The 25,184-nt window shown below is 51.1% G+C and carries 18 protein-coding genes and 3 tRNA genes; 11 read left to right on the forward strand and 10 right to left on the reverse strand.

Going from position 1 to position 25,184, the window contains the following annotated elements; genetic code table 11:
* Nucleotides 1-66 precede the first annotated feature (66 nt).
* The 3 genes from ABEA14_RS07960 to ABEA14_RS07970 are packed head-to-tail and all read left to right on the forward strand — an operon-like array spanning nucleotide 67 to nucleotide 1,397.
* On the forward strand, nucleotides 67-579 hold the full coding sequence (locus ABEA14_RS07960) for an LEA/WHy family protein (RefSeq protein WP_345339381.1): 513 nt from the start codon (nucleotides 67-69) through the stop codon (nucleotides 577-579).
* A gap of 27 nt (nucleotides 580-606) precedes the next feature.
* On the forward strand, nucleotides 607-975 hold the full coding sequence (locus tag ABEA14_RS07965; protein WP_345339382.1) for a hypothetical protein: 369 nt from the start codon (nucleotides 607-609) through the stop codon (nucleotides 973-975).
* Nucleotides 972-1,397, forward strand: a complete 426-nt coding sequence (locus tag ABEA14_RS07970; RefSeq protein WP_345339383.1) for a hotdog fold thioesterase — start codon at nucleotides 972-974, stop codon at nucleotides 1,395-1,397. Before ABEA14_RS07965 ends, ABEA14_RS07970 begins: the two co-directional genes overlap by 4 nt.
* On the opposite strand, the gene pbpC is transcribed toward ABEA14_RS07970, so the two are convergent.
* Both pbpC and ABEA14_RS07980 read right to left on the reverse strand, forming a co-directional pair.
* Nucleotides 1,398-3,677: a penicillin-binding protein 1C gene (pbpC, locus tag ABEA14_RS07975; RefSeq protein WP_345339385.1), complete on the reverse strand. Its 2,280-nt coding sequence runs from the start codon at nucleotides 3,675-3,677 to the stop codon at nucleotides 1,398-1,400.
* Nucleotides 3,674-8,545: an alpha-2-macroglobulin family protein gene (locus ABEA14_RS07980; protein WP_345339386.1), complete on the reverse strand. Its 4,872-nt coding sequence runs from the start codon at nucleotides 8,543-8,545 to the stop codon at nucleotides 3,674-3,676. The genes pbpC and ABEA14_RS07980 overlap by 4 nt, the downstream gene beginning before the upstream one ends.
* 347 nt (nucleotides 8,546-8,892) lie before the next feature.
* Between ABEA14_RS07980 and ABEA14_RS07985 the strand changes: the two genes are divergently transcribed.
* Nucleotides 8,893-11,178 carry an EAL domain-containing protein gene (locus tag ABEA14_RS07985; protein ID WP_345339387.1) on the forward strand — a complete coding sequence of 762 codons (2,286 nt, stop codon included), beginning with the start codon at nucleotides 8,893-8,895 and terminating at the stop codon, nucleotides 11,176-11,178.
* A 24-nt stretch (nucleotides 11,179-11,202) separates the two neighbouring features.
* Nucleotides 11,203-12,753, forward strand: coding sequence for a phospholipase D-like domain-containing protein (locus ABEA14_RS07990; RefSeq protein ID WP_345339388.1), 1,551 nt, complete (start codon nucleotides 11,203-11,205; stop codon nucleotides 12,751-12,753).
* A gap of 23 nt (nucleotides 12,754-12,776) precedes the next feature.
* Here ABEA14_RS07990 and ABEA14_RS07995 read toward each other — a convergent pair whose 3' ends face one another.
* From ABEA14_RS07995 to ABEA14_RS08015, 5 genes are all read right to left on the reverse strand, one after another.
* Nucleotides 12,777-13,787, reverse strand: coding sequence for a gluconeogenesis factor YvcK family protein (locus ABEA14_RS07995; RefSeq protein WP_345339389.1), 1,011 nt, complete (start codon nucleotides 13,785-13,787; stop codon nucleotides 12,777-12,779).
* A gap of 211 nt (nucleotides 13,788-13,998) precedes the next feature.
* Nucleotides 13,999-14,085 (reverse strand) — tRNA-Leu (locus tag ABEA14_RS08000).
* Between the two features lie 3 nt (nucleotides 14,086-14,088).
* Nucleotides 14,089-14,164: transfer RNA gene (locus ABEA14_RS08005), tRNA-Phe, on the reverse strand.
* A 286-nt stretch (nucleotides 14,165-14,450) separates the two neighbouring features.
* A tRNA-Thr gene (locus ABEA14_RS08010) sits at nucleotides 14,451-14,526 on the reverse strand.
* A gap of 166 nt (nucleotides 14,527-14,692) precedes the next feature.
* On the reverse strand, nucleotides 14,693-15,814 hold the full coding sequence (locus ABEA14_RS08015; RefSeq protein WP_345339390.1) for an S-(hydroxymethyl)glutathione dehydrogenase/class III alcohol dehydrogenase: 1,122 nt from the start codon (nucleotides 15,812-15,814) through the stop codon (nucleotides 14,693-14,695).
* A gap of 218 nt (nucleotides 15,815-16,032) precedes the next feature.
* Between ABEA14_RS08015 and ABEA14_RS08020 the strand changes: the two genes are divergently transcribed.
* Nucleotides 16,033-17,157, forward strand: coding sequence for a M14 family metallopeptidase (locus ABEA14_RS08020; protein WP_345339391.1), 1,125 nt, complete (start codon nucleotides 16,033-16,035; stop codon nucleotides 17,155-17,157).
* Nucleotides 17,158-17,171: 14 nt separating this feature from the next.
* Nucleotides 17,172-17,744, forward strand: coding sequence for a DUF4136 domain-containing protein (locus tag ABEA14_RS08025; RefSeq protein ID WP_345339392.1), 573 nt, complete (start codon nucleotides 17,172-17,174; stop codon nucleotides 17,742-17,744).
* Nucleotides 17,745-18,447: 703 nt separating this feature from the next.
* Here ABEA14_RS08025 and ABEA14_RS08030 read toward each other — a convergent pair.
* A complete protein-coding gene (locus ABEA14_RS08030; protein ID WP_345339393.1) occupies nucleotides 18,448-19,218 on the reverse strand; it encodes a substrate-binding periplasmic protein in 771 nt (256 codons plus the stop codon).
* Nucleotides 19,219-19,266: 48 nt separating this feature from the next.
* Nucleotides 19,267-19,881: a glutathione S-transferase family protein gene (locus tag ABEA14_RS08035; RefSeq protein WP_345339394.1), complete on the reverse strand. Its 615-nt coding sequence runs from the start codon at nucleotides 19,879-19,881 to the stop codon at nucleotides 19,267-19,269.
* A gap of 123 nt (nucleotides 19,882-20,004) precedes the next feature.
* Between ABEA14_RS08035 and ABEA14_RS08040 the strand changes: the two genes are divergently transcribed.
* From ABEA14_RS08040 to ABEA14_RS08050, 3 genes are all read left to right on the forward strand, one after another.
* Nucleotides 20,005-20,847, forward strand: a complete 843-nt coding sequence (locus ABEA14_RS08040) for an ion transporter (protein WP_345339395.1) — start codon at nucleotides 20,005-20,007, stop codon at nucleotides 20,845-20,847.
* A gap of 194 nt (nucleotides 20,848-21,041) precedes the next feature.
* A complete protein-coding gene (locus ABEA14_RS08045; RefSeq protein WP_345339396.1) occupies nucleotides 21,042-21,683 on the forward strand; it encodes a hypothetical protein in 642 nt (213 codons plus the stop codon).
* 144 nt (nucleotides 21,684-21,827) lie between these two features.
* Nucleotides 21,828-22,910, forward strand: coding sequence for a hypothetical protein (locus tag ABEA14_RS08050; protein ID WP_345339397.1), 1,083 nt, complete (start codon nucleotides 21,828-21,830; stop codon nucleotides 22,908-22,910).
* A 17-nt stretch (nucleotides 22,911-22,927) separates the two neighbouring features.
* On the opposite strand, the gene argA is transcribed toward ABEA14_RS08050, so the two are convergent.
* The gene (argA, locus tag ABEA14_RS08055; RefSeq protein ID WP_345339398.1) at nucleotides 22,928-24,247 is read right to left on the reverse strand and encodes an amino-acid N-acetyltransferase; all 1,320 of its coding nucleotides are present in this window, start codon (nucleotides 24,245-24,247) and stop codon (nucleotides 22,928-22,930) included.
* Between the two features lie 189 nt (nucleotides 24,248-24,436).
* Between argA and ABEA14_RS08060 the strand changes: the two genes are divergently transcribed.
* A complete protein-coding gene (locus ABEA14_RS08060) occupies nucleotides 24,437-25,174 on the forward strand; it encodes an AsmA family protein (RefSeq protein WP_345339399.1) in 738 nt (245 codons plus the stop codon).
* Nucleotides 25,175-25,184: the final 10 nt, after the last annotated feature.

Consider the following 25,184-nt stretch of genomic DNA (forward strand, 5'->3'; position numbering starts at 1 on the left):
CGCGTAATTGTCAGAAGCTTTTACTGGCCGCTGATAGTAGACTCGGTTGACGGAAGGAGTTAGAGAGTGACTGCTATTGGTGCAGTCTCGAAGACTGAATGGATTTTCGATATGAATGTTCTTCGCTACAGTTGGCTGTTTGTACTATTGCTATCTGGCTGTGCCAGTTTTTCACTGGAGAGTCCGCGGGTTAGCTTGGCCAGCATTAAGAGTTTGGGGGGAGACCTGTTTGAGCAGCGCTTCTTAGTTGTTCTAAACGTGCAAAACCCAAACAATCAGGCTCTTCCCATTAATGGTATTGATCTGGTGCTGGAAGTTGAAGGCAAAGAGGTAGCCACGGGGGTAGGCGCTTCCAGTGTGGTGATCGAACCGCTGAGTGAAGAGAAAGTCAGTCTCTATCTGACTACCAATATGTTTAAGGGTGCTGGAGTATTGCTCAAGTTTATCAATGAGCAGGACAAGGCGCTGAGTTATGAAGTGACAGGATACCTTCATACCAGCCTGGGCTTGTCCGTTAAGGTGCCGTTCGAAAACAGTGGCGAACTAACATTGGACGATATGAAGCCGAAGAAGATCTAGCTCGACCATCGAGATAGGACAGGTGTTATGGCTGTATTACGAACTTCGGTTCTCTCAATTATTCCGCTCTCAGAGCATCTGGCTGAAGTGATTGTTGATGAAGGTGTCGAAATGACCCTGGCAGACGTTGAAGCCTACCATGCCTGTCTGTTAGACAACTTTTCAGCTCCACTTAAACTGCTAATCAATAAAGCCAATCAGTACACCTATACCTTTGAAGCACAGGAAAAACTGGCAGACCTACCAGAGATCAGTGCCATGGCGGTTCTGGTATACAGTAAAGCCAGCTACGCAGCGATGAAGGTGTTACAGCAGCAACCTAAAAAGAATCCCTGGCACCTGGATGTGTTTACCAGTCGTAGAGAGGCGTTGGAGTGGTTGGAGCAACAGTCATGAGTATCTGGAACAAACCTGCGACGTTGGCGCAACTGAATCAATTTAATAAAAACACCCTGGCTGAGCATCTGGCGATAGAGATTACCGAGCTTGGTGACGATACTTTGGTTGGCACCATGTCGGTGGATAGCAAAACCCACCAACCGATGGGATTACTCCATGGTGGAGCGTCAATTGCCCTGGCGGAAACCTTAGGCAGTATGGCGGGTTACCTTGCTGCTGCCGAAGGCATGGTTGTGGTGGGACAGCAGGTGAGTGCTAACCATTTGAGATCAGTAACCAGTGGTGAAGTGACCGGTGTCGCTTTTGCGATCCATCTGGGGCGTACCAGCCAGCTCTGGCAGATAGATGTCGAAGACGAGCATCAGAGGCTCTGTTGCAGCGTGCGACTGACCCTTGCGGTTATCCCCGAGCCAACATAGTTACTCAATCAATTCGAACTGAGAGATGCTGCTGTTGCCGTGATCATCCAGCACCAACAACTGCTGCTGGCCTAATCGCGATAACGAAATCATCTGTTGATTCTCACTCCCCGACGCCGTCAGCGTACCGTTGATATACCAGTACTTAACTCCACTTCCGAGCACCTTGGCATTAATCACCAGTGGCTCACTGGCCCCTGTGATTTGCAGCCGTGAGCCTGCTCTGGGGTAAGTGATATCAATCGCCCGGCTAATCGGCTGCTCGTCGCATTGTTTGTCGGGTAGCAACTGAGCGCGCCTCTGAGATTTAGGAACCCAGGATTCAGCCAGACGCGGCCACAGAGCGACACTCTCTGAACTCACCGCGTCTTCACATCGCTGCATCGTGGCTTTACCTTTTTCGGTAAACCAAACCTGTTGCCGCAACGGCTCACTGTTGTCATCAACACTCAATAAGGTCGGGGGCAGTTGTCCCCGAATGTGCCAGCTCTGGCGCTGCTGATAACAGAGAGTGGGCGGGGTAGCGGATTGGGCCAGACCCAGTGGCCAGCAGATGTTGGTTTTGGCTACTTTCTCCAGTGCGAGTGGTGGCGATGAGTCATCATCGAGCAGCCTGCTGACCCGCATCAATAGTGGTGTCGCTGTTTTGGCACCGTAATGACCGGGCATGGGAGTGCCATCGGGTCTGCCCACCCATACTCCTATGGTGTATTTCGGCGTGGTGCCTATCGCCCACATATCGCGATGACCATAACTGGTGCCGGTCTTCCAAGCCAGGTTATTGCGCTTTCCTGTAACATCACTGCTGAAGGGTTGATCCGGGCGTTGCTGGCTCCTGAGTATTTCATAGCTGATCCAGGCGGCCTCTGGTGATAGCAATTGGCGATTTTTCACTGGTTGTTCAGCTTGATAGCGGGGCTGGTAAAGCTGGCCTTGGCTGCTTAGAGCCGCAAACAAAGTGACCAATTGCTCCAGGTTAATACCGGCGGCGCCAAGCGCCAGTGGTAAACCGGGTTGCTCCTGTAGTGTCAGGCGCGCCCCGGCATTGCTTAGCCAAGTGTAAAATCGGGTTGGTGATATATTGGCCAGCAGCTCAACCGCAGGCACGTTCAGTGAGCGGGTCAGCGCATCAGAGGCGCTCACCGGTCCAACAAACCCACCACTAAAATTGGCCGGTCGATAAGCACTGAACAGCCTGGGGGCATCCACTAACAGGCTTTCGGAATGTATCAGGCCCAGGTCAATGGCGTGGCCGTAGATAAACGGCTTCAATGCCGAGCCGGGCGAGCGATTCGCCTGAGCCATATCGACGTAACCTAAACGTTGCTCCGAGCCAAACTCACCACTGCCCAGGTAACCAACAACAGCATGCGCCTGGTTATCCCAAACCATCATGGCTAACCCGGTGTATTTGGGATATTGGCTCAGGTAATCAACGGCTAGTTGTTGCAGAGCTTGCTGCAGAGGCAGTTCGATGGTGGTTTTGATTAATGGTTGGTGAGGATGTTGGTTCACCAGTTTTCGAGCCAAAAGCGGCGCCCACATGGGTCTGAACTGACTTTGCACTAGTACCGGCTCCATCGCTACCTCGGTGATAGCATCTGCTGGCCAGACGCCATCGTCTACCAGCCGTTGCACCAGCTTGTCACGGGCTTGGCGGGCGCGTTCAGGATAACGATCTGGACGATAACGACTGGGGGCCTGGGGCATAATCGCGAGCAGTGCTGCCTCGGCGCGGCTTAAGTTAGCAGCGGATTTGCCAAAGTAGCGGTAACTGGCGCTTTCAACCCCTTCGTAAGCGCCACCAAAGGGGGCCAGATTCAGGTAGAGAGTCAGGATTTCCTGCTTGCTGTAGTGCCACTCCAACTGAAAAGCGCGCAGGATCTGATACAGCTTGCCCAATGGCGATCGCTGATGAGGCGTGAGCAGACGAGCAACCTGCATCGTGAGGGTTGAACCGCCGGAAACAATCCGGCCATACCGCAGCCACTGCCAGCCAGCACGTGCCAACGCGAAAGGATTAATGCCCCCGTGCTGATAGAAATACTTGTCTTCGTATTGCAGCAGAGCTTCTAGATAGACCGGGCTGACTTGTGATGGGGTTGTCGGTTGACGCCATACGCCGTTGGCATCGGCAAATGCCCTGAGTGGCTCGCCATTGCTGGCCACTACCACTTGGGAAAAGCGGTTGCCCTGGTAGGGCGAAGGCAGAGGCAACAGTCGGTCTGTCAGCCAAATAGCTGACAGGACCGCCAAAGTTACCAGAGCAGCGAGTCTCACCTAGGTAGTACGGAGATCTTATCTGGGGTGGCACCGATCGCACGCAGGCTGGGTCGATACATATCCTCGACATAGCTGGGCGGCACTTTATAAGTGCCTGGTGTCACCGCCCGCATCAGGTAGACCAGAGTTTGTTCGCCACGCCCATACAGGTCAACAGCGCCGATATAGCGATCATCTCTGTATTCCTGATGTTTGATATAGCCGTTCCAGCCAGATTGCCAGGCAGGTTTGCCATCAATGGTGAGATCACTCAATTGGATACTGTGGCTGAGGTTTGGATTCTCCAACTCAAATCCGGCAGGCAGGGCATCCACCACCAGCGCGTCTGGCGTGCGCTGTTCTGCGGAAAGGGTCAGGCGAACAATCACCAGATCACCCACTGTGATGTCATCGAAGCTCAGAGGCTCACCCTGGCGGTTGTAGTAGCGGCGATCGACTTTAAGTCCGTTAGATTCAGGTTTGGGCTTTTTGGTTGGATAACCGACTGTGGTCAGGTCGAGATAGACACTGTCAGCCCCTTGTGTGGTCAGTTGCAGGCTAGGCATTTTACCCTGCCAGAGCTGGCTGAACGGCTCGCTTTGCTGCAGACGTTGCGCTTGACCAGCAATGGTCAGCGTAGCTCGCCAGTCCTTCTCAACATTCAGTTGCAGCGCTAATTGCAGCAGCGCTGCACGCTCTTGCGTACTAAGCCACTGACGGCGGGTGAGTTGGTCTGCCAGGTCTAACAGACCGTCGCTCTGCAATGAAGGTGCTAACCCATAGCGGCCAAGCAGGGCCAGTACAATGGCATTGTCACGAATGGGTGAGCCGTAATCGCTCAGGTACTTGTTTTCATCTCGGCGCGTGGTTTGAGCCATCGCCAGTGCTTGAGTGCTGCGCTCTTCATCGCCCAGTTGTTTCAAGGCAATCGCCATATGTACTAGGGGCAGAGGTGACTCGGCAAACTCTCGACTGCGATCAAACAGGGTTCTCAGGGTGCCCAGTGACGCTTTTTGCTGTTTACTCAGCAGGTAGGCAGCATACGCCTGATAAGCAAAGCGAGAGTGGTTAGGTGACTCTGAATAGTGGCTGGTCATAAACTCGCTGCGCAAGTAGTGCTGCAGTCGATCAACAGCAGCATTCAGGGCTTTCTCCGGTACCTGATAACCGTTGTCTTTGGCAGTAAGCAGGAAGTCGGTGACATACACTGTCAGCCAGGGCTCTTCGGGGCTGCGGTTGTTCCATAGGCCAAAGCTGCCATTGGACTTCTGTTTTGCCAGCAGTCTGCTGATGGCGTCATCGATCGCTGACTGTGGTTCAAGACCTTCAGGTAAAACCAGGTTGAGTTTGGCACGGCTATGGCTGTTGGTGACCAACAATGGCCAACCGCGACTGGTAGTTTGCTCAAGGCAGCCGTATGGATATTGCAGGAGATACTTAAACTGCTGATCCAGAGAAAGAGGTGGGATAGCATCCAGCACCAGCTGGGTTTGTAAGGTACTGGTTTCCAGCCCCTTGTGTAGAGACTTATCCATGGTAAATGGACGGTGCCTTACGACCAGTTTTCGCACGTTTCTTGTTTCGGCTGGGTATGCTGGGCGCAGAGGCAGTTTCCACTCACGGTTAACTTTTACCTGTTCATTGCCAACTTCAACGGTCAGTTTTGCTGAGCCTTCACGTTTCTGAACGATGACAGGCAGTATTACGGTTTCTTTCTGCTTTGGTTTCAGCGTGACGCTGTCAGGCAGCGCTTCTTTCAGGAATAGCAATTTGTCATCGGTTTCTACGCTTAATGTCAGGGTTTGTTCCTGCTCTGTCATGTTGCGCAGATCCAGAGCCAGTTGACTCGTGTCGCCCTGGGCTAAAAAGCGGGGGGCGCCGAGCTGGGCGACAATCGGTGCTGCAATCACACTGCTGTGCTGCGCCAATGCAAATTGACTCTCGGAGAAGGCAAACGCCATCAGTTTCAGCTCGCCGTTAAAGTCGGGCAGCGAGAGTGCCAGTTGCAGTTCGCCGTTGTTGTCAAAACGAACGGGCCCCTGCCACAGAGAGACGATTTTCACTTCATTGTTGAGTTCGCCGCCGCGCTCCAGCATCGCAGCGTCACCGCCGTATTTGAGGGTGGCATCTTTGCCTTTATAGCGGTGGATGACACGGCCATAGTTATCGAACAGATCGAGAGCAAAACGCTTCTGACCAAACAGCAGCGCCAGCGGATCTTCCACTTGGTAGTTACTGACATTCAACGCGCCTTGGTCAACAGCGGCAACGACGGCGTAAGCGCTGTGGCTTTGTCCGCCTTGCAGGGTTAGTGTCACCGGCAGATCTGTCAGTGGTAGCGCTTTATCAGGGCTATTCAAGGCAAGCTGGTAGGCGCGATGACTGCGATCCAGCTTTAAAGGTGTAATGCCCAATGCCCGCATCGGTTTATTTGCCTGAACTTTGGCTTCCGGTTGTGCGATAAGTACCGATACGTGCAGGTCATGGCGTTGCCAGGAGGGATCGATGGGAATCGATACTTCCCGCTCGGCATCATCGAGTTCAAGGGCTTGCCACCATAGAAGCTGATCACTGTTTTCCACCATAACTAAGCCGTAGCCTTCATAGGGGGCTTTGATGGTCAGTTCGGCGTTGTCACCGGCCTGGTAACTGGGCTTATCCAGTGTGAGCTGAACCATATCGGGTTTCAGCATCTCTGGTGATTGTCCGCCCCAGTAGCCTATGCGGAACGACAGGCTCGATACATTGTTCTCACCATTCGTCACTTTGAGCAGATACTCACCGGGCGCCAGAGGTGGCGCAAAACTGGCAGGCTCTCCTGCCGATACTGTCAGGCGGGTCTCCAGCTCCGTATAGGGTTTGGTTGTATGGTCGTAAAACCAACCCGCTCCCTCCTCATAACGCCAGAAATAGTCTCTGTTTTCGTTAATCAGGGTGAGTTGCAGTTCGCCATCCACCACTTCGCCCTGGGCATTTAAGTTGAGCAGAGAGATTGGCGCGGGTTTACCACTGGCATGATTGTTTGGATCAAACGCCAATTTAATGGCGGGCCAGCTCGCATCTTGCGGCCAGCTGGTTTTCTCCTGACGTCGATTGATCGCCCGGCCACCTTCTTCAAACACACTCACGCGGTAGAGATAGTTCAGTGGGCCAGCGATATCTCGCCATTCATTGGCCTGCTGGGGTGTAACTTTTAGTTCTGTCCTGCCAGCATCGTTTAACTGTGCTGGGTTCAGGTAGATCCAACGCTGCCGTTCAGCGTCATCCTGCTGGCCCACCACGTAACCCTGCCACTGACTGAAAGGCGTCCGGGCCAGGCTGACGGTCAGTTCTGCTTCCACAGCGTTGCCGTCAGCAGGTGCGCCATAAAGATAGTCGGCGGCGACCTTTAAACGGTTAGCTTCTGTCGCCGATACGACTCGCGCTGGTTGTTCGTCATCCAGCGTTACTTTAATCCGTTCAGGTAGAAACTCCTCGACAAGCACTGGCCAGTGACGAACACTACCTGCCGCACTCTTGAGCTCTACCAGCCATTCGCCAGTCAGCGCGGCACTGTCGAACGTATAGTTGATTTCAAACTCGCCGAATTCTGAGGGCAGCAGTGTATGCTCCTGCACCGTCTGTCCATCAGGGCGAACTACCTTGACGGTAACAGACATTCCAGGAAGCACCCTGCCATCACCGTCCCTCATCATCGCCATGATGCGCATTGCCTCGCCGGGGCGGTAAAGATCCCTTGATGCAAACAGGTAGAACTGTTGAGGTGAATATACCTGCTCGCCCAGTTTGAACTCAGAAAGGTCCAGCGCCTGGCGACGAACTTCCAGTGCGGCCATCTGCTGGTCTTTTTTGACCAAGACAATGGCGGCTTTTTCATGGGCGGGAATATCTGCTCGACCATCCAGATCGCTTTCACCATCCCAAAGCAACTCGCCCTTATAATCCAGCAGTTCCACTTTGGCCTGGGAAATGGCTGCGCCATCTTTAAGAGACCGACTAAACAGCGTCATGCCGTTGCGATATTTTCTCGCATGGAGGCCAAGATCACTGATGGAGAAGTAAGTGGTTTGGTGTGACCACTTGTACTCGCCAAGTGGTGTCATCACAGCCAGGTAGATCCCCGGCTTATTCAGGGATTCGGCAGTTACCGGAAGCAGTACGGTTTGACGGCGGTTGGCTTCGGTATTGAGCTTGTACCTACCGCTGTAGACAAGCTCGCCAGACTGGGTGAGCTGTTGCAGCTCATAATTGTCCATATTGGTGGCGGGTGCGTGGTATCTCAGCAGTTGCGGCAGGTAGCTTTCATCCATGCGGAAAAAGTCGATATTAACCTCATCGACGTTGATCGCAGTTACCGGCAGCTTAGGGGCCTGATTCAGCGGCAGCACAAAACCATTGCTACTAAAAGCCGCACCAGCCGCCAGCGCCCGAGTGGTAATAGCAATCGCCTGGCTGTCCTGCAGGCTGACGTCATTGATGCCAAGTAACCCTGCGCTTAGTTCAACCTGGTACTGTGTTTCCGGCGTTACAAACGGGAGGTAGAGGGTTTTACCGTCGGAAGATTGGATCCAGTCCTGCTCAATTATCTGGTCAGCGATGCGCACGCTAAGCCAGTTTTTCCAGCTGGTTTGTGGCTGCAAGGGTACTGAAAAGGTCAATGCCAACGCAGGGCCATCCATCACAGTACGTTCGCCAGACTGCAACAATGTCAGCGCTTTGCCCTGATAAAATGCTTGTTGCTCTTCAAGCAGATCGAGGTTGGGCCCCTCCATGCGTATTTGGGAGGTCACTGGTGAGGATGCCGTTGGTTGTTGTGGTGCCTGTTTTGCTGAGTCACAGCCGACCACAAGTGCCAATGAACATAGCAGTAACGTTAGAATGCGCATGGATGTCAAAGCCTTAGAGCAAAGTGTTGGCTGAAGAATATCTAAGCACCGGAGCGAGGGCCAGTGATACAACAGCGAGTGGTGAACTGGTACACGAAAAAAGTGGCTGACTGGGGCAAAAAACAATCGAAAGCCGCCGGGGGAATGTGCGGAATGGCGCATTGTGAGCATTTACTAACACTAGGTTGAGACTTTGCGCACGAAATTTGGGGGCTCGCTCTTGGCTAATGGCGTTAGTTCGGGCATCTTCGACGGAGCTCCGAGAGTTCACTTCAGGTGAGTACTCCTTCCGGAGCGCTCCCACCAAGTGAAGCGTTTATTTAGTTAGGTATATCGGTATTCGAACTATGTTGTCTGTACAAAGAGTGTTGCTGACGCTGCTAGCCGGCGCACTGCTTGTCGTAAGCCAGGGAATCATGGCGCAACAGGAGCCTGATACAGTAAGGATCCACTATCACCGTCCCAATGGTGACTACAAAGGGTGGGGGATGCACCTGTGGGGAGATGATCTGGCACTGCAACAGGCAGTGAGCTGGCGCTTTCCCTATATGCCTACTGGTGAGGATGAGTTCGGCATCTATTTTGATGTGCCGGTAATCGCTGATGCCAAGGGATTTGGCTTTATTCTTCACAAAGGATCAGAAAAGAACGTCAACAAAGACATGGTGCTGAGCATCAGTCGAGATGGCCGTGAAGTGTGGCAGCTGCAAGGCGATACCAAGATTTACCTGTCCAACCCCCTAACAGATGCCGATGCCAGTGCAAAAGTGGCAGATGCGGCAGAAAAAGAACCGGACGCCGAAGCCCGAGTACTCTCACTGCTGGAAACCCTTAGAAAAGACAACGAGAAACGCCTTTCAGAAAAAGAGGCTTCATTAAAAGCACTGCGTGACCAGTTAGCGCAGGAAAGCGCTGCGCGTAGGGTTGCTGAACAAGCGCTGGCAGAAAGTCAGGGAGGTCTGGGAGAAAAAGATCGCGAATTGGAAGTGGCACTTTTGAGTGCACAGACTCGTGAGAAAGAACTGAACAAACGTGTCGCGGTGCTCCAGGAAGAGATCAACAAGTTGATCCAGATGAGTCGTCAGACGCCAGAGCGAGTCCTTGAATCTCAGACAAACTGGCTGGATTGGGCGAGTCGAATTGCTGTGTTTATTCTGGTAGCGGTTCTATTGGCCTTGGCGACCATCTATCGTCGCCAACATGGCCGGATGGTCAAAACCATGCTGGCCCAAAAGGCCGAGCTGGTGTCTGCTCAGGAGAAAATATCCAGAGATACTGAGGAACGACAGCAAGTCGAACAGAAGATGCTAAACCTGGCCGGTGTTGATGAGCTCACCGGGCTCCCAAACCGAAGTGTGTTTACCCGTTCCATGCAACACTCGGTTGCTAAGGCAAAACGCTCCAACCGAAAAATGGCACTGCTATTCATCGATCTGGACCGCTTTAAGCTGATTAATGACACCTTGGGTCATGATTATGGCGACCAGGTGCTGAAGACGGTGTCTGAGCGTTTCAAAGAGTGTATTCGAGAGGTCGATATTCTGGCCCGCCTCGGTGGTGATGAGTTTGTACTTATGATCGAAGATCTGGTCGATCCTAAGTATCTGGCCGGTGTCGCGAGTAAGATTATCAGTGCTGCGCAGCAGCCTTTCTTTATGGCCGGTCAGGAGTACCATGTCTCTGCAAGCGTTGGCATTGCTACCTATCCCAAAGATGCCAAAGATGGCTCAGCACTACTGAAACATGCTGATATTGCCATGTATCGTGCCAAAGACGCGGGCAAAAATACTTACCAGTTCTACTCCGAGCAAATGAACATCCACTCGCTGCAGCAGCTGGCCCTTGAGTCTAGCTTGCGCAGTTCTATTGAGCGTGATGAGCTACGTCTGTTCTATCAGCCAATTGTTGATGCAAAACAAGGGCGTGTGGTAGCGATGGAAGCCCTATTGCGTTGGCAGCATCCAGACATGGGCCTGATTGGCCCAATGCAGTTTATTCCTATTGCAGAAGACTCCGGTCTGATTGTGCCAATTGGTGAATGGGTACTGCAGACCGCCTGTGCACAGGGTAGACAGTGGCATGATCAGGGCATGGATGTTGCGTTGACCGTCAACCTGTCACCTCGCCAATTGATGGACCCTGACATCGTTGAAACCGTCGCCAGAGCACTCAAAGAAACTGGTTTTTCTTCTGAGTCACTGACGCTGGAGATCACCGAAGATCTGATGATGAGCAACCCGGAAGAGACGGTCGAAACCATCGAAGAGTTGCGTCAATTGGGAATCAAGTTTGCCTTGGACGACTTTGGTACGGGCTATTCATCACTCAGCTACCTGAAGCGGTTCCCCATAGATACCTTGAAGATCGATCGTAGTTTCCTTCAGGGCGTGCCAAATGATATTGATGACTCAGCCATCACCGCAGCGATTGTCGCAATGGGCAAGAGCCTGCGATTGAACGTGATCGCTGAAGGAGTTGAGACGACTGAGCAGTGCGATTTTCTGTTAAAACAGGGCTGCCGCCATATGCAGGGCTACGCGTTTGCTAAACCGATGCCAGCGGATGAGGTCAGTCCATTCCTCGATGGTGCTAAAGACAGCTTTGATGTTTTAGCAGGTGTTTCTGCCAGCTAATACCAATACAACAAGGAGTGTTCATTGTTGCTTTCGTGGTTTAGTTTTTCATCAAAGTCCCGCAATGTGGCGGGACTCGTTGTCTCTACGTTTCTGATTTGTTTCTCTGTATCTGTTGCTGCAAACTCCGGCCCCCTTCAAACAGAAAACGCCTCTGCTCCGCTCAGCCAGCTGCTCTCCCAACTCAAACAAGACCTCAGCCAGAAGACAGGTGTATATCTACTCGAATATGGCGAAGAGTCTTTGATTGGCCGCGCCTGGTTAACACAACAGGCTGAAAATTCGATCGACGTTCAGTACTTTATCTGGAGTAGTGACAACATAGGTACGCTGGCGGCTGAGGCGCTACTTAGTGCTGCAGAGCGCGGAGTTAAAGTTAGAGTATTAGTTGATGATCTACTCGTGGACGCCGAAGAGCAAACCCTGATGGCGTTGGTGGCGCACCCAAACGTGCAGGTAAAGATTTACAACCCACTGCACTCGGTTGGTGTGAATGGTGTTGAGCGCCTGTTTAATGTGGCTTTTGGTTTCCGTAAGGTGAACCAGAGGATGCACGATAAAACAGCGATATTTGATGGTTCCGTTGGGATCACTGGCGGCCGTAATATGGCTGACGAATACTACGATTTTGACCAAGCCTATAACTTCCGCGACCGCGACATTTTGCTGGTTGGTGCGGCAGTCAAGGATATGCAAACCAACTTTGAAAACTTCTGGCAAAGCGAGCTTTCTCATCCGGTGGAGAATCTGTTATCGAGCGCAGCGAAGCGTTTGACCGAGCAAGAGATAGGCGCATTTCAGCAAGCGCTTCATGACTATGCCAAAAACCCGGAAAATTTTGCGCCGGAAGTAAGGCAGCAACTGGCCGATCTACCAACAAAGTTTGATGCGCTAATGGAGGAGTTGGTCTGGACCTCTGTGAAGTTTGTCCATGATATGCCGGGTAAAAATGATGGCAAGCAGGGGCTGCAGGGCGGTGGTGTATCGACAGAGATCCTGGTGCAGGCACTCTCTTCTGCATCTGACACCATTACCATACAATCGCCCTATCTGGTGCTGCCTGAGGGCGGCCTGGCGTTTTTTGCTGATAAGGTGAAGCAGGGCGTCAAAGTGCGTATTGTCACTAACTCGCTTGCTTCGACAGATAATCTGCCTGCATTCAGCGGTTATGCCAAAATTCGGAATGATTTACTCGAGATTGGCGTAGAGCTATACGAAACCAAACCCTTTCCCATGTCTCAGCAGGCCCTGATGGCGCGCTATCCTACCCACAGAGAGCTGGGGCGTTATCCGGTTTTCGCCCTTCATGCCAAAAGCTTCGTGGTGGATGGTGAATTGGCCTATGTAGGTACATTTAACCTTGATCCTCGCTCGGCTCACCTCAACACAGAAGTGGGCGCGCTAATGCGGGATAAAGCCATCGCAGAACAATTGGAGCAAGCCATCTTAGACGATATGGCGCCGGGTAATAGTTGGCGGATCAGCGAAGATTATGACCCGGACGAGCACGCCGGTTTCTGGAAGCGCACCAAACTACAGGGCTTTAAACTGCTACCGCTGGACCCGATTCTTTAGTGATAACCTAGCTATTAGTGCACTTATGCGACCAATAGCTTAACCAGTGCGCCCGCCAGCTTACTGCTGTCATGTCGTGCAATATCAGCCTGGGCGTCAACTAAATCAAATCGGTGCATACGGTAGCGCTGCTCACAGTCACAGATATCTTTAAACCTGACAAAGGTACTTTTTTGAGCGGCATAACGCGCCAGAATACGCTCTGGTGGTCGTGCTTCGTTGTAGATGATTTCGTCCAGCGGGCGACCGATATAGGTCTCTACTTCACTGATAAAATCTTCCGCGTGATAGCTGTCGGTTTCACCAAATTTAGTCATGATGTTGGTGACATAAACGATGCGTGCGCGGGTGGTTTGCAGCGCCTCTTTTACTCCCGGCACCAGCAGGTTAGGCACGATGCTGGTGTACAGATCGCCAGGGCCGATCAGAATGACCTGAGCTTTGTGAATTTGCTCCAACACCGGAGGAAATACAGAAACCTGGTCATTGTGGTGGGGCACCAGAAATACAGAAGAGATCTTTTCGCGCTGGTCGCCTCTGGGCAGGTCGATAGCGCTTTCGCCAAATACGCGGTCACCGTTTGTTAGCTCAGCTACCAATGTGGCCTTATCGGTCGTTACAGGCAGGATTTCGCCCCGTACGTCGAGGATCTCAGCCAAGGCTTTGATCCCTTCCTGAAACGAACCCGCGTATTGGCCTAACATTGTCAGCAGCATATTACCGGCATTGTGGCCTGCTAATCGTTCGCCACTGCTAAATCGCTTTAGCAACAGATCCCGTGCCACGTCCCTTTGCGGTGAGAGTGCCAGAATACATTTGAGAATATCACCAGGAGGCAGGATCCCCAGTTCATCACGCAGTTTACCTGTGCTGCCGCCACTGTCTGTCATCGAAACAATCGCCGTAATAGCAGCGTGTTCGAGATCTCTGAGCGAGGAGAGCAGGGCATACTGACCACTGCCACCGCCTATGGTGACGACGCGAACAGGGGAAGAGGGGGAAGCGTCATTCATTGCCGAGCCGATGAAACTCATTTACCACTCCAAACAATCTACGTTGTTTTGCTGGCTCAACTATGGGCCAGTGTCATCAATGTGTAAAGGTACGACAGAAGAAGCGTGAACCAGATAGTGAAACCCTTGCCTCTTCCTATTGAGAAGGAGCAAGCGGAACAAGTGTGAACACTCGCCTGACCTGTTTTTCAGGTATAAAAAAACCCGCTCAAGGGGCGGGTTCTTCAGAATTTGGTGCAGATGGGGAGACTTGAACTCCCACGCCCGTGAAGGCACTAGCACCTGAAGCTAGCGTGTCTACCAATTCCACCACATCTGCAAGTGGTGCCCAGACCCGGAATCGAACCAGGGACACGGGGATTTTCAATCCCCTGCTCTACCAACTGAGCTATCTGGGCTTTACCTAAGCGAACACAATTGGTTGTGCTTCGCGGTAAGTGGGGCGCATTAAATAGATCTGCGGCCTGAATGTCAAGCCTGATCTGAAGAAGTTTTTATCGTTTGTATAAGGTTTGTTCAAAACAGACCATTTAGCGCTTTATTTAGACAATTTCGACGCTATCAGATTAGGTGAGTTGTGATTACGTTGGGAGTATCGGGAGCAAGGTGGTGTGACAAAGTGATTGGTTAGAGTGCTAGAACGAAAAAAGCCCAGTTCTTGCGAACTGGGCTTTTCCCTTAATTTGGTGCCGGCTGCCGGAGTCGAACTGGCGACCTACTGATTACAAGTCAGTTGCTCTACCAACTGAGCTAAGCCGGCGGTGTTAGTAAGGCATCAACGTTGCCGTTGACATCTCCCTCACCACGGCGCGAGATATTACGTATCTGACCGGGGTGTGTCAACGCCTGATCTACGACTTTTTTACCAAAAAATGTCAGCCGTAGAAAAAATGTCCAATTTGAACAACAGATAGGCGCTTTTATGATCAAGACTCATCAAACAAGATAACCGAGCGAATGCTTTTACCTTCATGCATTAGGTCAAACGCTTTATTGATGTGTTCCAGCGGCATGGTGTGGGTCACAAACATATCTAGTGGTATCACGCCGCTCAGGTAACGTTCGACATAGTCCGGCAATTCCGAACGGCCTTTAACACCACCAAAGGCAGATCCTCGCCAAACGCGCCCCGTGACTAGCTGGAAGGGCCTGGTGGAGATCTCCTGGCCAGCGCCTGCGACACCAATAATCACGGACTCGCCCCAACCTTTGTGACAGCACTCCAGTGCTGAACGCATCAGATCAACATTGCCGATACACTCAAAAGAGAAGTCGACACCGCCATCTGTCATATCTACCAGCACTTCTTGAATGGACGCGGCATGGTCTTTGGGGTTTACAAACTCTGTGGCACCAAGCTGTTTCGCTAAATCAAATTTATCCGGGTTGATATCAATGGCGATGATTCGACCCGCACCTGCCAATTGTGCCCCCAATATTACTGAGAGACCTATGCCTCCCAAGCCAAATACCGCCACGGTATCACCAGCCTGAACTTTGGCTGTGTTCAATACCGCACCGATACCTGTGGTAACACCGCAGCCAAGCAGGCAGGCTTTATCAAGCGGTGCAATCGGATTTATTTTGGCCAGGGCTATTTCGGGGACAACCGTGTATTCGCTGAAAGTGGACGTGCCCATGTAGTGGTAGATCGGCTCGCCATCGAGACTAAAGCGCGTTGTACCATCCGGCATTAAGCCCTGCCCCTGGGTCGACCGTATCGCCTGACAAAGGTTCGTTTTGCCTGAAAGGCAGAATTTGCACTTGCCGCACTCGGGTGTATATAAAGGAATAACATGATCCCCAGGTTTAACGCTGGTGACCTCAGGGCCCACCTCTTCGACGATAGCGCCGCCTTCGTGTCCTAGTATCGCAGGGAATATTCCCTCTGGATCGTCACCTGACAAAGTGAAAGCATCGGTATGGCAGACACCGGATGCCACAATTCTAAGTAACACTTCGCCTTTTTTGGGAGGTGCAACCTGCACGGTTTCTATACTTAGTGGCGCACCTGCTTTCCAGGCCACGGCAGCGCGAGCGTTGATCATTGAGGTTATCCTCGAGAGGTTGAGTCATCGACTTAACCATAGATCTGCTTTGCTGATTTGGCGAAAACTAACAATTATTCAGGTCAGAAACAGTGCGACCGTGAACTCTTTGTTATAGTCGGCTATCTGCTTGATATTCAGGGAACTGAGTCAGGCATTGGGTGACTAATAATCGAATATATGATCGCTGACCCGGCGGCAACCAGAGAGAATAAAACATGAAGATCTCCAGTCAGTTTGATGGCGGAAGTATTGAGGTAGTGAGCTGCGAATCGCCAGACAATATCCAGGTTAAAATTCCGAAAGACAATCAATCCGAGTTTTATCAGTGGTTTTACTTCCGTTTGTCAGGTGTCGAAGAGCAGGCCTGCACGATCAAGTTTCTCGATTTGGAAAAATCAGCTTATCCGGCAGGTTGGAAGGATTACCGCGCAGTTGCTTCCTACGACCGTGAACATTGGTTCCGCGTACCAACAGAGTTTGATGGCGACACCCTGACCATCACGCACACGCCAGGTCTGAATTCGGTTTATTACGCTTATTTTGCGCCGTATTCCACCGAGCGCGTGTCGGACTTTATTGCCAGTCTGCAGCATTCTCCGCTGGTTGATACTCAGGTATTGGGTGAAACCCTGGACGGTCAGGATATGGATCTGCTGACCATAGGCGAGCCGGGCGAAGGCAAAAAAGTATGCTGGGTGATTGGACGTCAACACCCGGGCGAGACTATGGCTTCATGGTGGATGGAAGGTTTTCTGGAGCGCTTGTTAGATGATTCCGACCCTATTTCTCGTGAAGCTTTGGCCAAAGCGGTTTTCTATGTGGTGCCGAATATGAACCCGGATGGCAGTCGTCGTGGTCACCTTCGTACCAACGCCTGCGGTGCCAACCTTAACCGTGAGTGGCAGACCCCTTCGATGGAACGCAGCCCGGAAGTTTTCGTGGTCAGAGAAAAGATGCAGCAAACTGGCGTCGATTTCTGTCTAGATGTCCATGGTGATGAAGCCCTGCCATACAATTTTATTGCTGGTGCAGAAGGTAACCCAAGTTGGAGCGAGCGACAGGCCGATCTGCAGAAGCAGTTTACCGATGCTTTGAAAATTGCATCGCCTGACTTCCAAACTGAATACGGCTACCCGCTGGATGCACCGGGTGAAGCCAATATGACGGTGTGCACCAACTATATGGCAGATGCGTTTGATTGTTTAGCCATGACGCTGGAAATGCCATTCAAAGATACGGTCGACTCTCCCGATGAGGAAGAGGGCTGGTCCCCTGATCGTTGTCGCAGATTGGGTGAAGCCAATCTCAATGCCATACTGAGTGTGATCCCGAACTTATAGAAGTAGGAGACGATATGCGTGGAAAAGGAGATGCTATTCGCTGTTTGAGGTTGCTGGCTGTGGCGCTGATGAGTGTCAGCTTGTTTGCATGTGCCAGTAAACCCAAGACCGATGTCGATTATGACACCAGCTATGACTTTCTGGCGATAAAGACCTATGCCTGGTTAGAGCAGCCGCCCGAAGCCGCGCAAACGACCAGTCTGCATGCTGTGCGGGTGAAAGAAGCGGTTGATGAAGAGTTGAATCGACGCGGTATGCAAGTGGTTGATGCCGAAAGCGCCGATGTGCTGGTGGCCTATCACTTGGTGGTGGATACCAAGTACAACGTTGACAACTACTACAACCAATGGGGTTACCGTGGTTACCATCGCAGTCGGACGACTGGATTTGGTATGAGTACTACGTCACGCGTTCGCGAATATAAAGTGGGCACTATACTGGTAGATCTTATCGACCCAAAACAGAAACAGGTGATCTGGCGCGGCTCGGTGAGCAGTCGATTGAAAAAGAATGTCACACCGGAAGAACGTGATGTTTTGATTCGACAGTCGGTGGCAGATTTGATGGCGCCTTATCCGCCGTTGTAGCTGTTGTTACTTTGCTTCTTTCTATAAAGCCCTCTATTGAGGGCTTTTTTATTCTGTATAGAGCGAAACTTTTGGCAAATACGCTTTTGGGCGAATCAGCCTCATATCAATAATAAACTTCTACACTCGCGCCCAAGTTAGGGAGCGAATGCGCCTTCGCTCCCTAACAACCCTCGCGCGCCCCAACTATGTGCTAATCCTTCGCTCTCACCAGCGTCTCAGCTATCGGAATAGGGTCTGGTAACCTTTGGCGAATGAGTTTTGTTCGAACGAAACGCACAGTTGAGCAAAGAATGAGTTGTGTAGCTTAGTGATCTAAGCAAGTAACGAATGACGCAGCGAAAGTGCGTTTCGACGAACCCTTCGGGCAGCTTTAGTTGGGGATTGATTCTGCGTTATAGACTGTTCATTGAGGTCCACTCAACTTCACAGACTCTGCCTTGACTCAATCCCCCAACTAATAGCTGCAAAATCACCCGCTAAAGGTCACCAGACCCTGCTAAACATCTCTGTTTAACGAGCCTAAGATGGGCATCCTTGCCCATCTTCACGCTGATACTTGGTTTCGCTGCGGGCCCATAGAAGGGGGTTAACCCAGGCGAGGCCTGCGTTGGCTATGGGGCCATGGATAAATAGCACTTCTGGAGGTTGTTAAAGAATAGAAGCTAAAGGAAAGCCCTCTATTGAGGGCTTTCTTATCTTACTACCGCCCGCCTGGCACCCCACCAATGTAACGCTGCAAGATACGCTCTATTTCGCCACGTTTTGCTAGCTCGTCCAATAACATGGCTAAACGCTTGGGTTCGTGGTTGGATTTAGCTGAAAATACGCAGTGAATTTCGTGCTCAGAAATCTTGAGAGGATGGGTTTTAAACAGTGTTTTGCCTGAGGCGTGCTGCAGGTAACTGGTGGTGATGTTGTCTGCAATCACAAAGTCCAGGCGTTCTTGGCTTAGAGCGTCAAAATTCTCAGCGTGAGCCGCTGCGTTAGATAGTTGAACGTTGTGAGTGTCAATCAGTGCGTTCAATAACGGATAATGAAAACCGCGAATACTCCCGAGTCTCATTAGCTGAAGATCACCCACTTCGTTAACTTCTCGCTTGTCTTCGATGCGGCCATACAGTCTGTCTTGCTCTGAAAATAGTGGACCTGACCAGACAAATTGGTCTGGACTATCAAACCAAGCTGGATTGGCAATACAGCTCATATCAACCTCACCTTGGTGCAGGTGATCGCTCAGTCTGACTCTGGGGGTTTCCTGAAAAACTACGGGCAGTGCTGCATCGTTACCCAAGGCAACAGCAATATCGTGAATGATCCCTTTTTCCAGCGTACCGCCAGAGATGAAGGCATAGGGGGGGGCGTTATGGTAGCCGAAACCGACTTTGAGTGGCGCCTGTCCTGCCTGGGCAATAGACAAAGTCGGTACAAATAGTAGCGCGATGAAACTGGAAGCCAGAAGCCAAGATTTCACTACATATCCCTCTGTTGCAATCTTGTTAACAGTAACACTATGACAAGCTTACTCTTGTCCTTGCTCTTTTTCGAGTGCTTTACTCAATGCTGGGCGAGCGCTACAACGCTTTCTGTAAAGCGCTAATTTAGGGGGTAATGTTTGCTGTGATTTTAAGGCCCAATTCAAGGTATGGGTCAGTAGGATATCGGCAACGGTGAATTGCTCTCCCAACAGGTATTCATTGTCGCCTAACCACTGTTCTGCCACGGCCACAGCCTTTTCGAACTCCCAGGCTGCTACGTCACGGACACTCTCCTGGCGCATATCTTCTGGCAACGCAAAAGAGTGTTTTGCCATGGTCCAAAGCGGTTGTTCAATTTCGTTAGTGATATAGGTAACCCACTGGTGGTGTTTTCCTGACTCAGGAGAACCTGATTCTGGTAACAATTTTCCTGCTTTTTCAGCGAGGTACATACAGATGGCCGCCGACTCTGTGAGAACCAAGTCATCATCTTTCAAGGCTGGGATCTTGGCGAACGGATTGATTGCCAAAAACTCTGCTTGTTTGTGCTCGCCCTTGCGCAGGTCAACCAGCTGATACTGCCAGGGGAATTCCAGTTCTTCTAACGTCCATGACACGCGAAGAGAACGGGTGCGGGGAAAGCCGTACAGAGTGATCATGTTATCTGTCCTTTGAATCGGTTTTTAATCTACAGGGGTCAATGAATGCCCATCGGTGTGTTGTAATTACCAAGCTAGTTAGCCAAAGTAAGTCGAAAACCTCGCTAACGCTATGAATTATTAATGATGAAGCTGCTATCGATACGCCAACAATTGTATGAAATTGTGTTCGGTACTGAGACCAAGGCTGGCCGCTACTATGATATCTGCCTGATAGTTGCCATCCTACTCAGTGTGGTTGTGGTGATTATCGATTCGATTGAAGGTTTCTCTCACCAGACCGAAACGGCCCTGCTCCTGTTGGAGTGGGGATTCACCCTCCTGTTCACTTTTGAATATCTACTTCGTCTGTGGATCTCACCAAAGCCGCTTGCTTACGCACGATCATTTTTCGGTGTCGTGGATCTGCTTGCCGTTTTGCCCAGCTATCTGGCCCTTTTAGTCACCGGCGGTCAGTATCTTTTGATTGTTCGTATTTTCCGTGTGTTAAGAATATTTCGGGTGTTGAAGTTGGTTCGTTACCTGGGCGAAGCCAATATTTTAATGCGCTCAATCATTCAGTCCCGACGCAAGATCCTGGTGTTTTTCCTATCGGTGGGCATATTAATTACCCTGTTTGGTGCTCTGATGTATGCCATTGAAGGACCCGAGAACGGCTTTACCAGTATTCCGTTGTCCATCTACTGGGCGGTGGTGACGTTAACGACGGTAGGTTATGGCGACATCGCCCCGCAAACGCCCATGGGTCAGGCGATAGCAGCGTTAGTGATGCTGACTGGTTATTCGATATTGGCCGTGCCGACCGGTATTGTGACTGCTGAACTCTCCACCGAGATGATGCGTCAACGCAGTTTAACCCGTTGCCAGCAATGTGAACGAGGCAACCATGAGGCAGACGCCGAGTTCTGCAAGTACTGCGGCACAGAATTACCAGAGCCTCTGATCAAAGACCCGTCTTTGTCGTGATAGCGGCAGTGCCTGATTTTGCGGATAGATAAGTAAGAAAACAAATAAGCGAGCAAGTGAGAAATCGGATTGTGAATCATTTTATAAAACTAGGATTGATAGCGGCGCTATTTTCCGGTTTAGCCGGATGTGAAAAATCTCCCTCTAAGGTCTTTCTAACCCCCGCAGGGGAAGAGGGGCCAACGGCCAGTCAGATGATAGAAAAAACGCTGTTGGCCGCAATGGCAAGAGAGGAGGCATATGTTCCGCAATTGAAGATCGCCACCTTGCAGGATGCTCAAGTAAAAGACAGGGATCTGGGGCATTTCAGAGCCAAGATCCTCAATCACTATCAAAATGGTGCAGAAGCCCACCTGGCTGGCAAAGTGGAGCTGACGCGCTGCGGCAACATTGCCGACCTGAAAACTCTGCATGGTAAACAGCAAGTGCGTTACAGCGCTTATGCTTGTTTTGCTGACAGCCCTAACGTTGCCAGTTGGGTGTATACCATGTCGGCTGAGTACCTGAGTCCCCAAGGCGAGGTGCTCGCAATTGAAGTGTTGGGGGCGCCAGGAAGAGCCCAGAACAAAGCTGACCTTGATGGAAAAGTGGCATGGTTCAATGAGCTGGTAGAAGCGCGAGTTGCCTTTATTGGTAAACATTTGCAACAGGTCGATCCATCTGCGCTTGACCTTCCCCTTGAGTCTGCCAGGTTAGTGGTCACCGATTTGGCCAAGACCCATGTGGCCTTTTATGGCTACGCTGAAAAGCCCGGCTATCTCTCGTTAGGCACAATCCGGTGTGAAAATGATGCTTGTGAATACGCATCGCCACTGCAGGAGGAAGGACAGCTATAAAGGCAGTTTCAAGGACTCTGAATTTAGGATCTGAACCGTACACAATAAACAATAAGCCTATAGCTGATCGATATAAGTATTTGCTAAATAGCTGTGGTGACAGTGCCGATAACCTATATGAGTTACTACCGGCACTGATCGTCTATGACTGCTATTTCACTGCAATGGTTGAGTACCTATACTCAGCACGCTTTTTCGTCCGAATCGGAAGAGAGGCGGGTACGGCTAACACAAGCCGAAGCCTCATCCGATTCTGAAACTCCCCCCCCGGTTGCTGCAGAAAGAGCAGAAGACACACCTTTGATTGCTGCTGGCTCTGGCTCAGTCGAATTTTTAGCTGAGAGATCGGCACTTAGTGGGACGAGCATTTCCTCGTCGGATGCCAGTATTAGCCGGGCAGGCAGTGCTTTGCCTTTGGACCCTCAGCTGCGCTATGTGGTGGATTTACTCGAGCGTATGACCGGACGGAAGTTTGAACTGTTTGCACTGGATTATGTTGAAGCGAGCGCAACCGAAGCGGTCTCGGTGACCTATAACCCGCAAGCGCAGATACAAAACTCAGCGCCTGATTTTCCTGCCGACAACACACCTATTCTTCGCATCCAGCAGATAAAAGAAACCGAGCAGAGCCTTTACCAAGCTCAGGGCAGTGTATTGATCGGAGACGAAACGCGCTACTTCTCCGTGTCACTCGAAATGGCTCGGCAGCAAGAGGTGACTCGCGCCAGCATCACAACTGAACAGGCACTCAAAGATCCTCTAGTACTGAACCTTGACGGAAAGGGGGCTTCGCTTTCGTCTGAGACCCATGCCCTTGATTTGAATGCTGATGGTCATTCTGAGCAGGTGGCTACCCTGGCAGATGGCAGCTTTTACCTGGTGAATGATGCCAATAGTAATGGGTTAGCTGATGATGGAAGGGAGCTGTTTGGTGCCTTGTCGGGAGATGGTTTCAAGGAGCTGGCTCAACTCGACAGCAACGGTAACGGCTTTGTAGATATCGAAGACGACGAATTCTCCCAGCTGCGCTTGTGGCAACCTGAAACAGACGAGTGGTTATCACTAAACGATGCGGGGGTGATTGCGCTTTATTTAGGAAGTGAATCGACACCGTACATGTTGAAAGATGAAAACCTTGAGCTGCTGGGGGCCATTCGTTCTACGGGCTTCTTTCTTCGGGAAGATGGACCTGCTGGTACGATGCAACAGGTCGATCTGGTTGTCTGAATTCGGTTCATAGAGAACTAGAGCTTCATCATCAAAATCTTCGATTTACGCTGCAGGTTATAGAGTTGCTGCTTCTGCGGAGGCAGGTCTTCCACATCTGCCAGTACAAATCCGTGTTCGAGGAACCAGTGAATACTGTGTGTCGTCAGGGCAAACAGGGTGTCTAACCCCAACCTTTTTGCCTGCTGCTGGATCACTCTGACTAGCTCAGTACCGCGATCTGCTGATCGATATTCTGCATCAACCGCCAGGCAGGCCAGTTCTCCGGCGGTACTGTTCTCAAATGGATAAAGCGCGGCACAGGCGATCACCAAGCCATCGCGTTCAGAAATGGTAAAGCGGTTTATCTCTATCTCTAGCTGTTCCCGAGAGCGTCGAACCAGAATCCCTTGCTGTTCCAACGGTCGGATCAGGTCAAGAATACCACCGATATCGTCGATGCGAGCCTGTCTGACCTGTTCCGCTGGCTCTGTAACTATCTGGGTACCAATACCTTCACGTGAGAATAGTTCCTGAAGGATCGCACCGTCATCCTGACCACTGATTAAATGGCAGCGAGGAACGCCAGCACGGCAAGCTTTAATGGCTGCTCTTACAAAGGGGCCGACAGAACCGCAATTGGTTTTGCCCTGGTCCAGTTGCGCCAGCATGGCTTCAGCTTCAGAAGGCATCATCTCGGCAACCACCTGGCCTTCAGCATCCAGTAAACCCTGATCTGAACAGAAGCCAATAATTTTGTCGGCCTTGAGGCGTATGGCGATCTGTGTGGCCACCTCTTCTGCAGTCAGGTTAAAACACTCCCCGGTCACCGAGCCTGCCACAGGCCCATGGATCACAATGTCATTCTGGTCCAGCTGCTGCTGGATCCCCTGAGTATCAATGCGACGCACCTTACCGCTATGAATAAAGTCGATACCGTCGATGACGCCGAGCGGCTGCGCAATTACAAAGTTACCGCTGATGACGTTAATCTGAGCACCCTGCATGGGGGTGTTGGCCAGACTCATCGACAACCTTGCCATGAGCTGAAGTTGCAAAGCTCCCGCAACACCTGAGATCACTTCCAGTGATTCGGCATCCGTGACCCTTGTATTCTGATGGTACTCGCTCTGAATGCCTGCCTTGGATAGGGCCTTATCGATCTGTGGACGGGCGCCGTAAACCAGCACAATTTTGATACCAAGGGTATTCAGCAGGGCAATATCGTTAATGATGTTGCGGTAATTGGGGTGCTGCAGCGTTTCGCCACCGAGCATGACCACAAAGGTCTTACCGCGGTGAGCGTTGACATAGGGAGAAGAGTGACGAAACCCTTCGACCAGGTTGGTTGTACGCACTATATCTATCTTCCTGAGAGCTTTAACCCGCTAGCATAGACTGAAGCGGCGCTAATGCGCTATGGCTGACTCAGAGAAAGGTCAAAAAATCTTAAAAAATCCTCGTTAGACTAGCGACTTAGGCGGAGATTTTGAGTCATAGCTTCTACTATTAACAGGCAATTAATTTAGGTTATGGAGTGACAAAAGATGAAAGCAGGTAAGTGGTTACTGGGCGGATTGGCCGTTATTGTGATTGTTGTCGGCGTGCTGGTTTTTGGTGTCTTGGGCAACCTGGACAGCATAGTGAAGAGCCTGGTGGAAAAAGTGGGCACTAAGGTTACCCATGTTGAAGTAACACTGGATAGTGTCAGCATCAAACTGTTGGATGGCCGAGGTGAACTGAAAGGACTGACATTAGCCAATCCAGATGGTTTTGACAGTGACTACCTGTTTGATTTGAGTGACATCGTACTGGATATCGACCCCGGCTCTTTGGCAGGGCCAGTCTACGTTATTAATGAGATCAAGGTAGACGGCGCCAAGCTTATTGCGGAGCAGAAGGGCACAACCACTAACCTGCAAACACTGCTTAATGGCATGAAGAAGGAAGGCGATCAGGGTGCTCAACCTGAAGCCGACCCTGAAGCTGAATCTTCTGAAGCTCCTGATGTGAAACTGGCGGTAGAGAAGCTGACCCTGAGCAACAATGCGATCACCCTGATTACTGAGCAATGGGGCGAGAAGAAGCTCACCATGCCTACCATCGATATGTCTAATCTGGGTAACAAAGACAATGGTCTGACGCCAGAGCAGTTGACATCAGAGATAGTCTCTCGTGTGACTCGTGCAGTGGAAAAGCGCGTGACCCAAGAGCTCAAGAAAATGGCGGAAGAGAAAGTAAAAGAGAAGGCTAAAGGCGAACTGCTTAAACAGCTTGGCGGCTAAGCTTTCACTA

It is taken from the genome of Corallincola platygyrae (assembly GCF_039544265.1).
In the GTDB taxonomy this organism is placed as follows: Bacteria; Pseudomonadota; Gammaproteobacteria; order Enterobacterales; family Neiellaceae; genus Corallincola; species Corallincola platygyrae.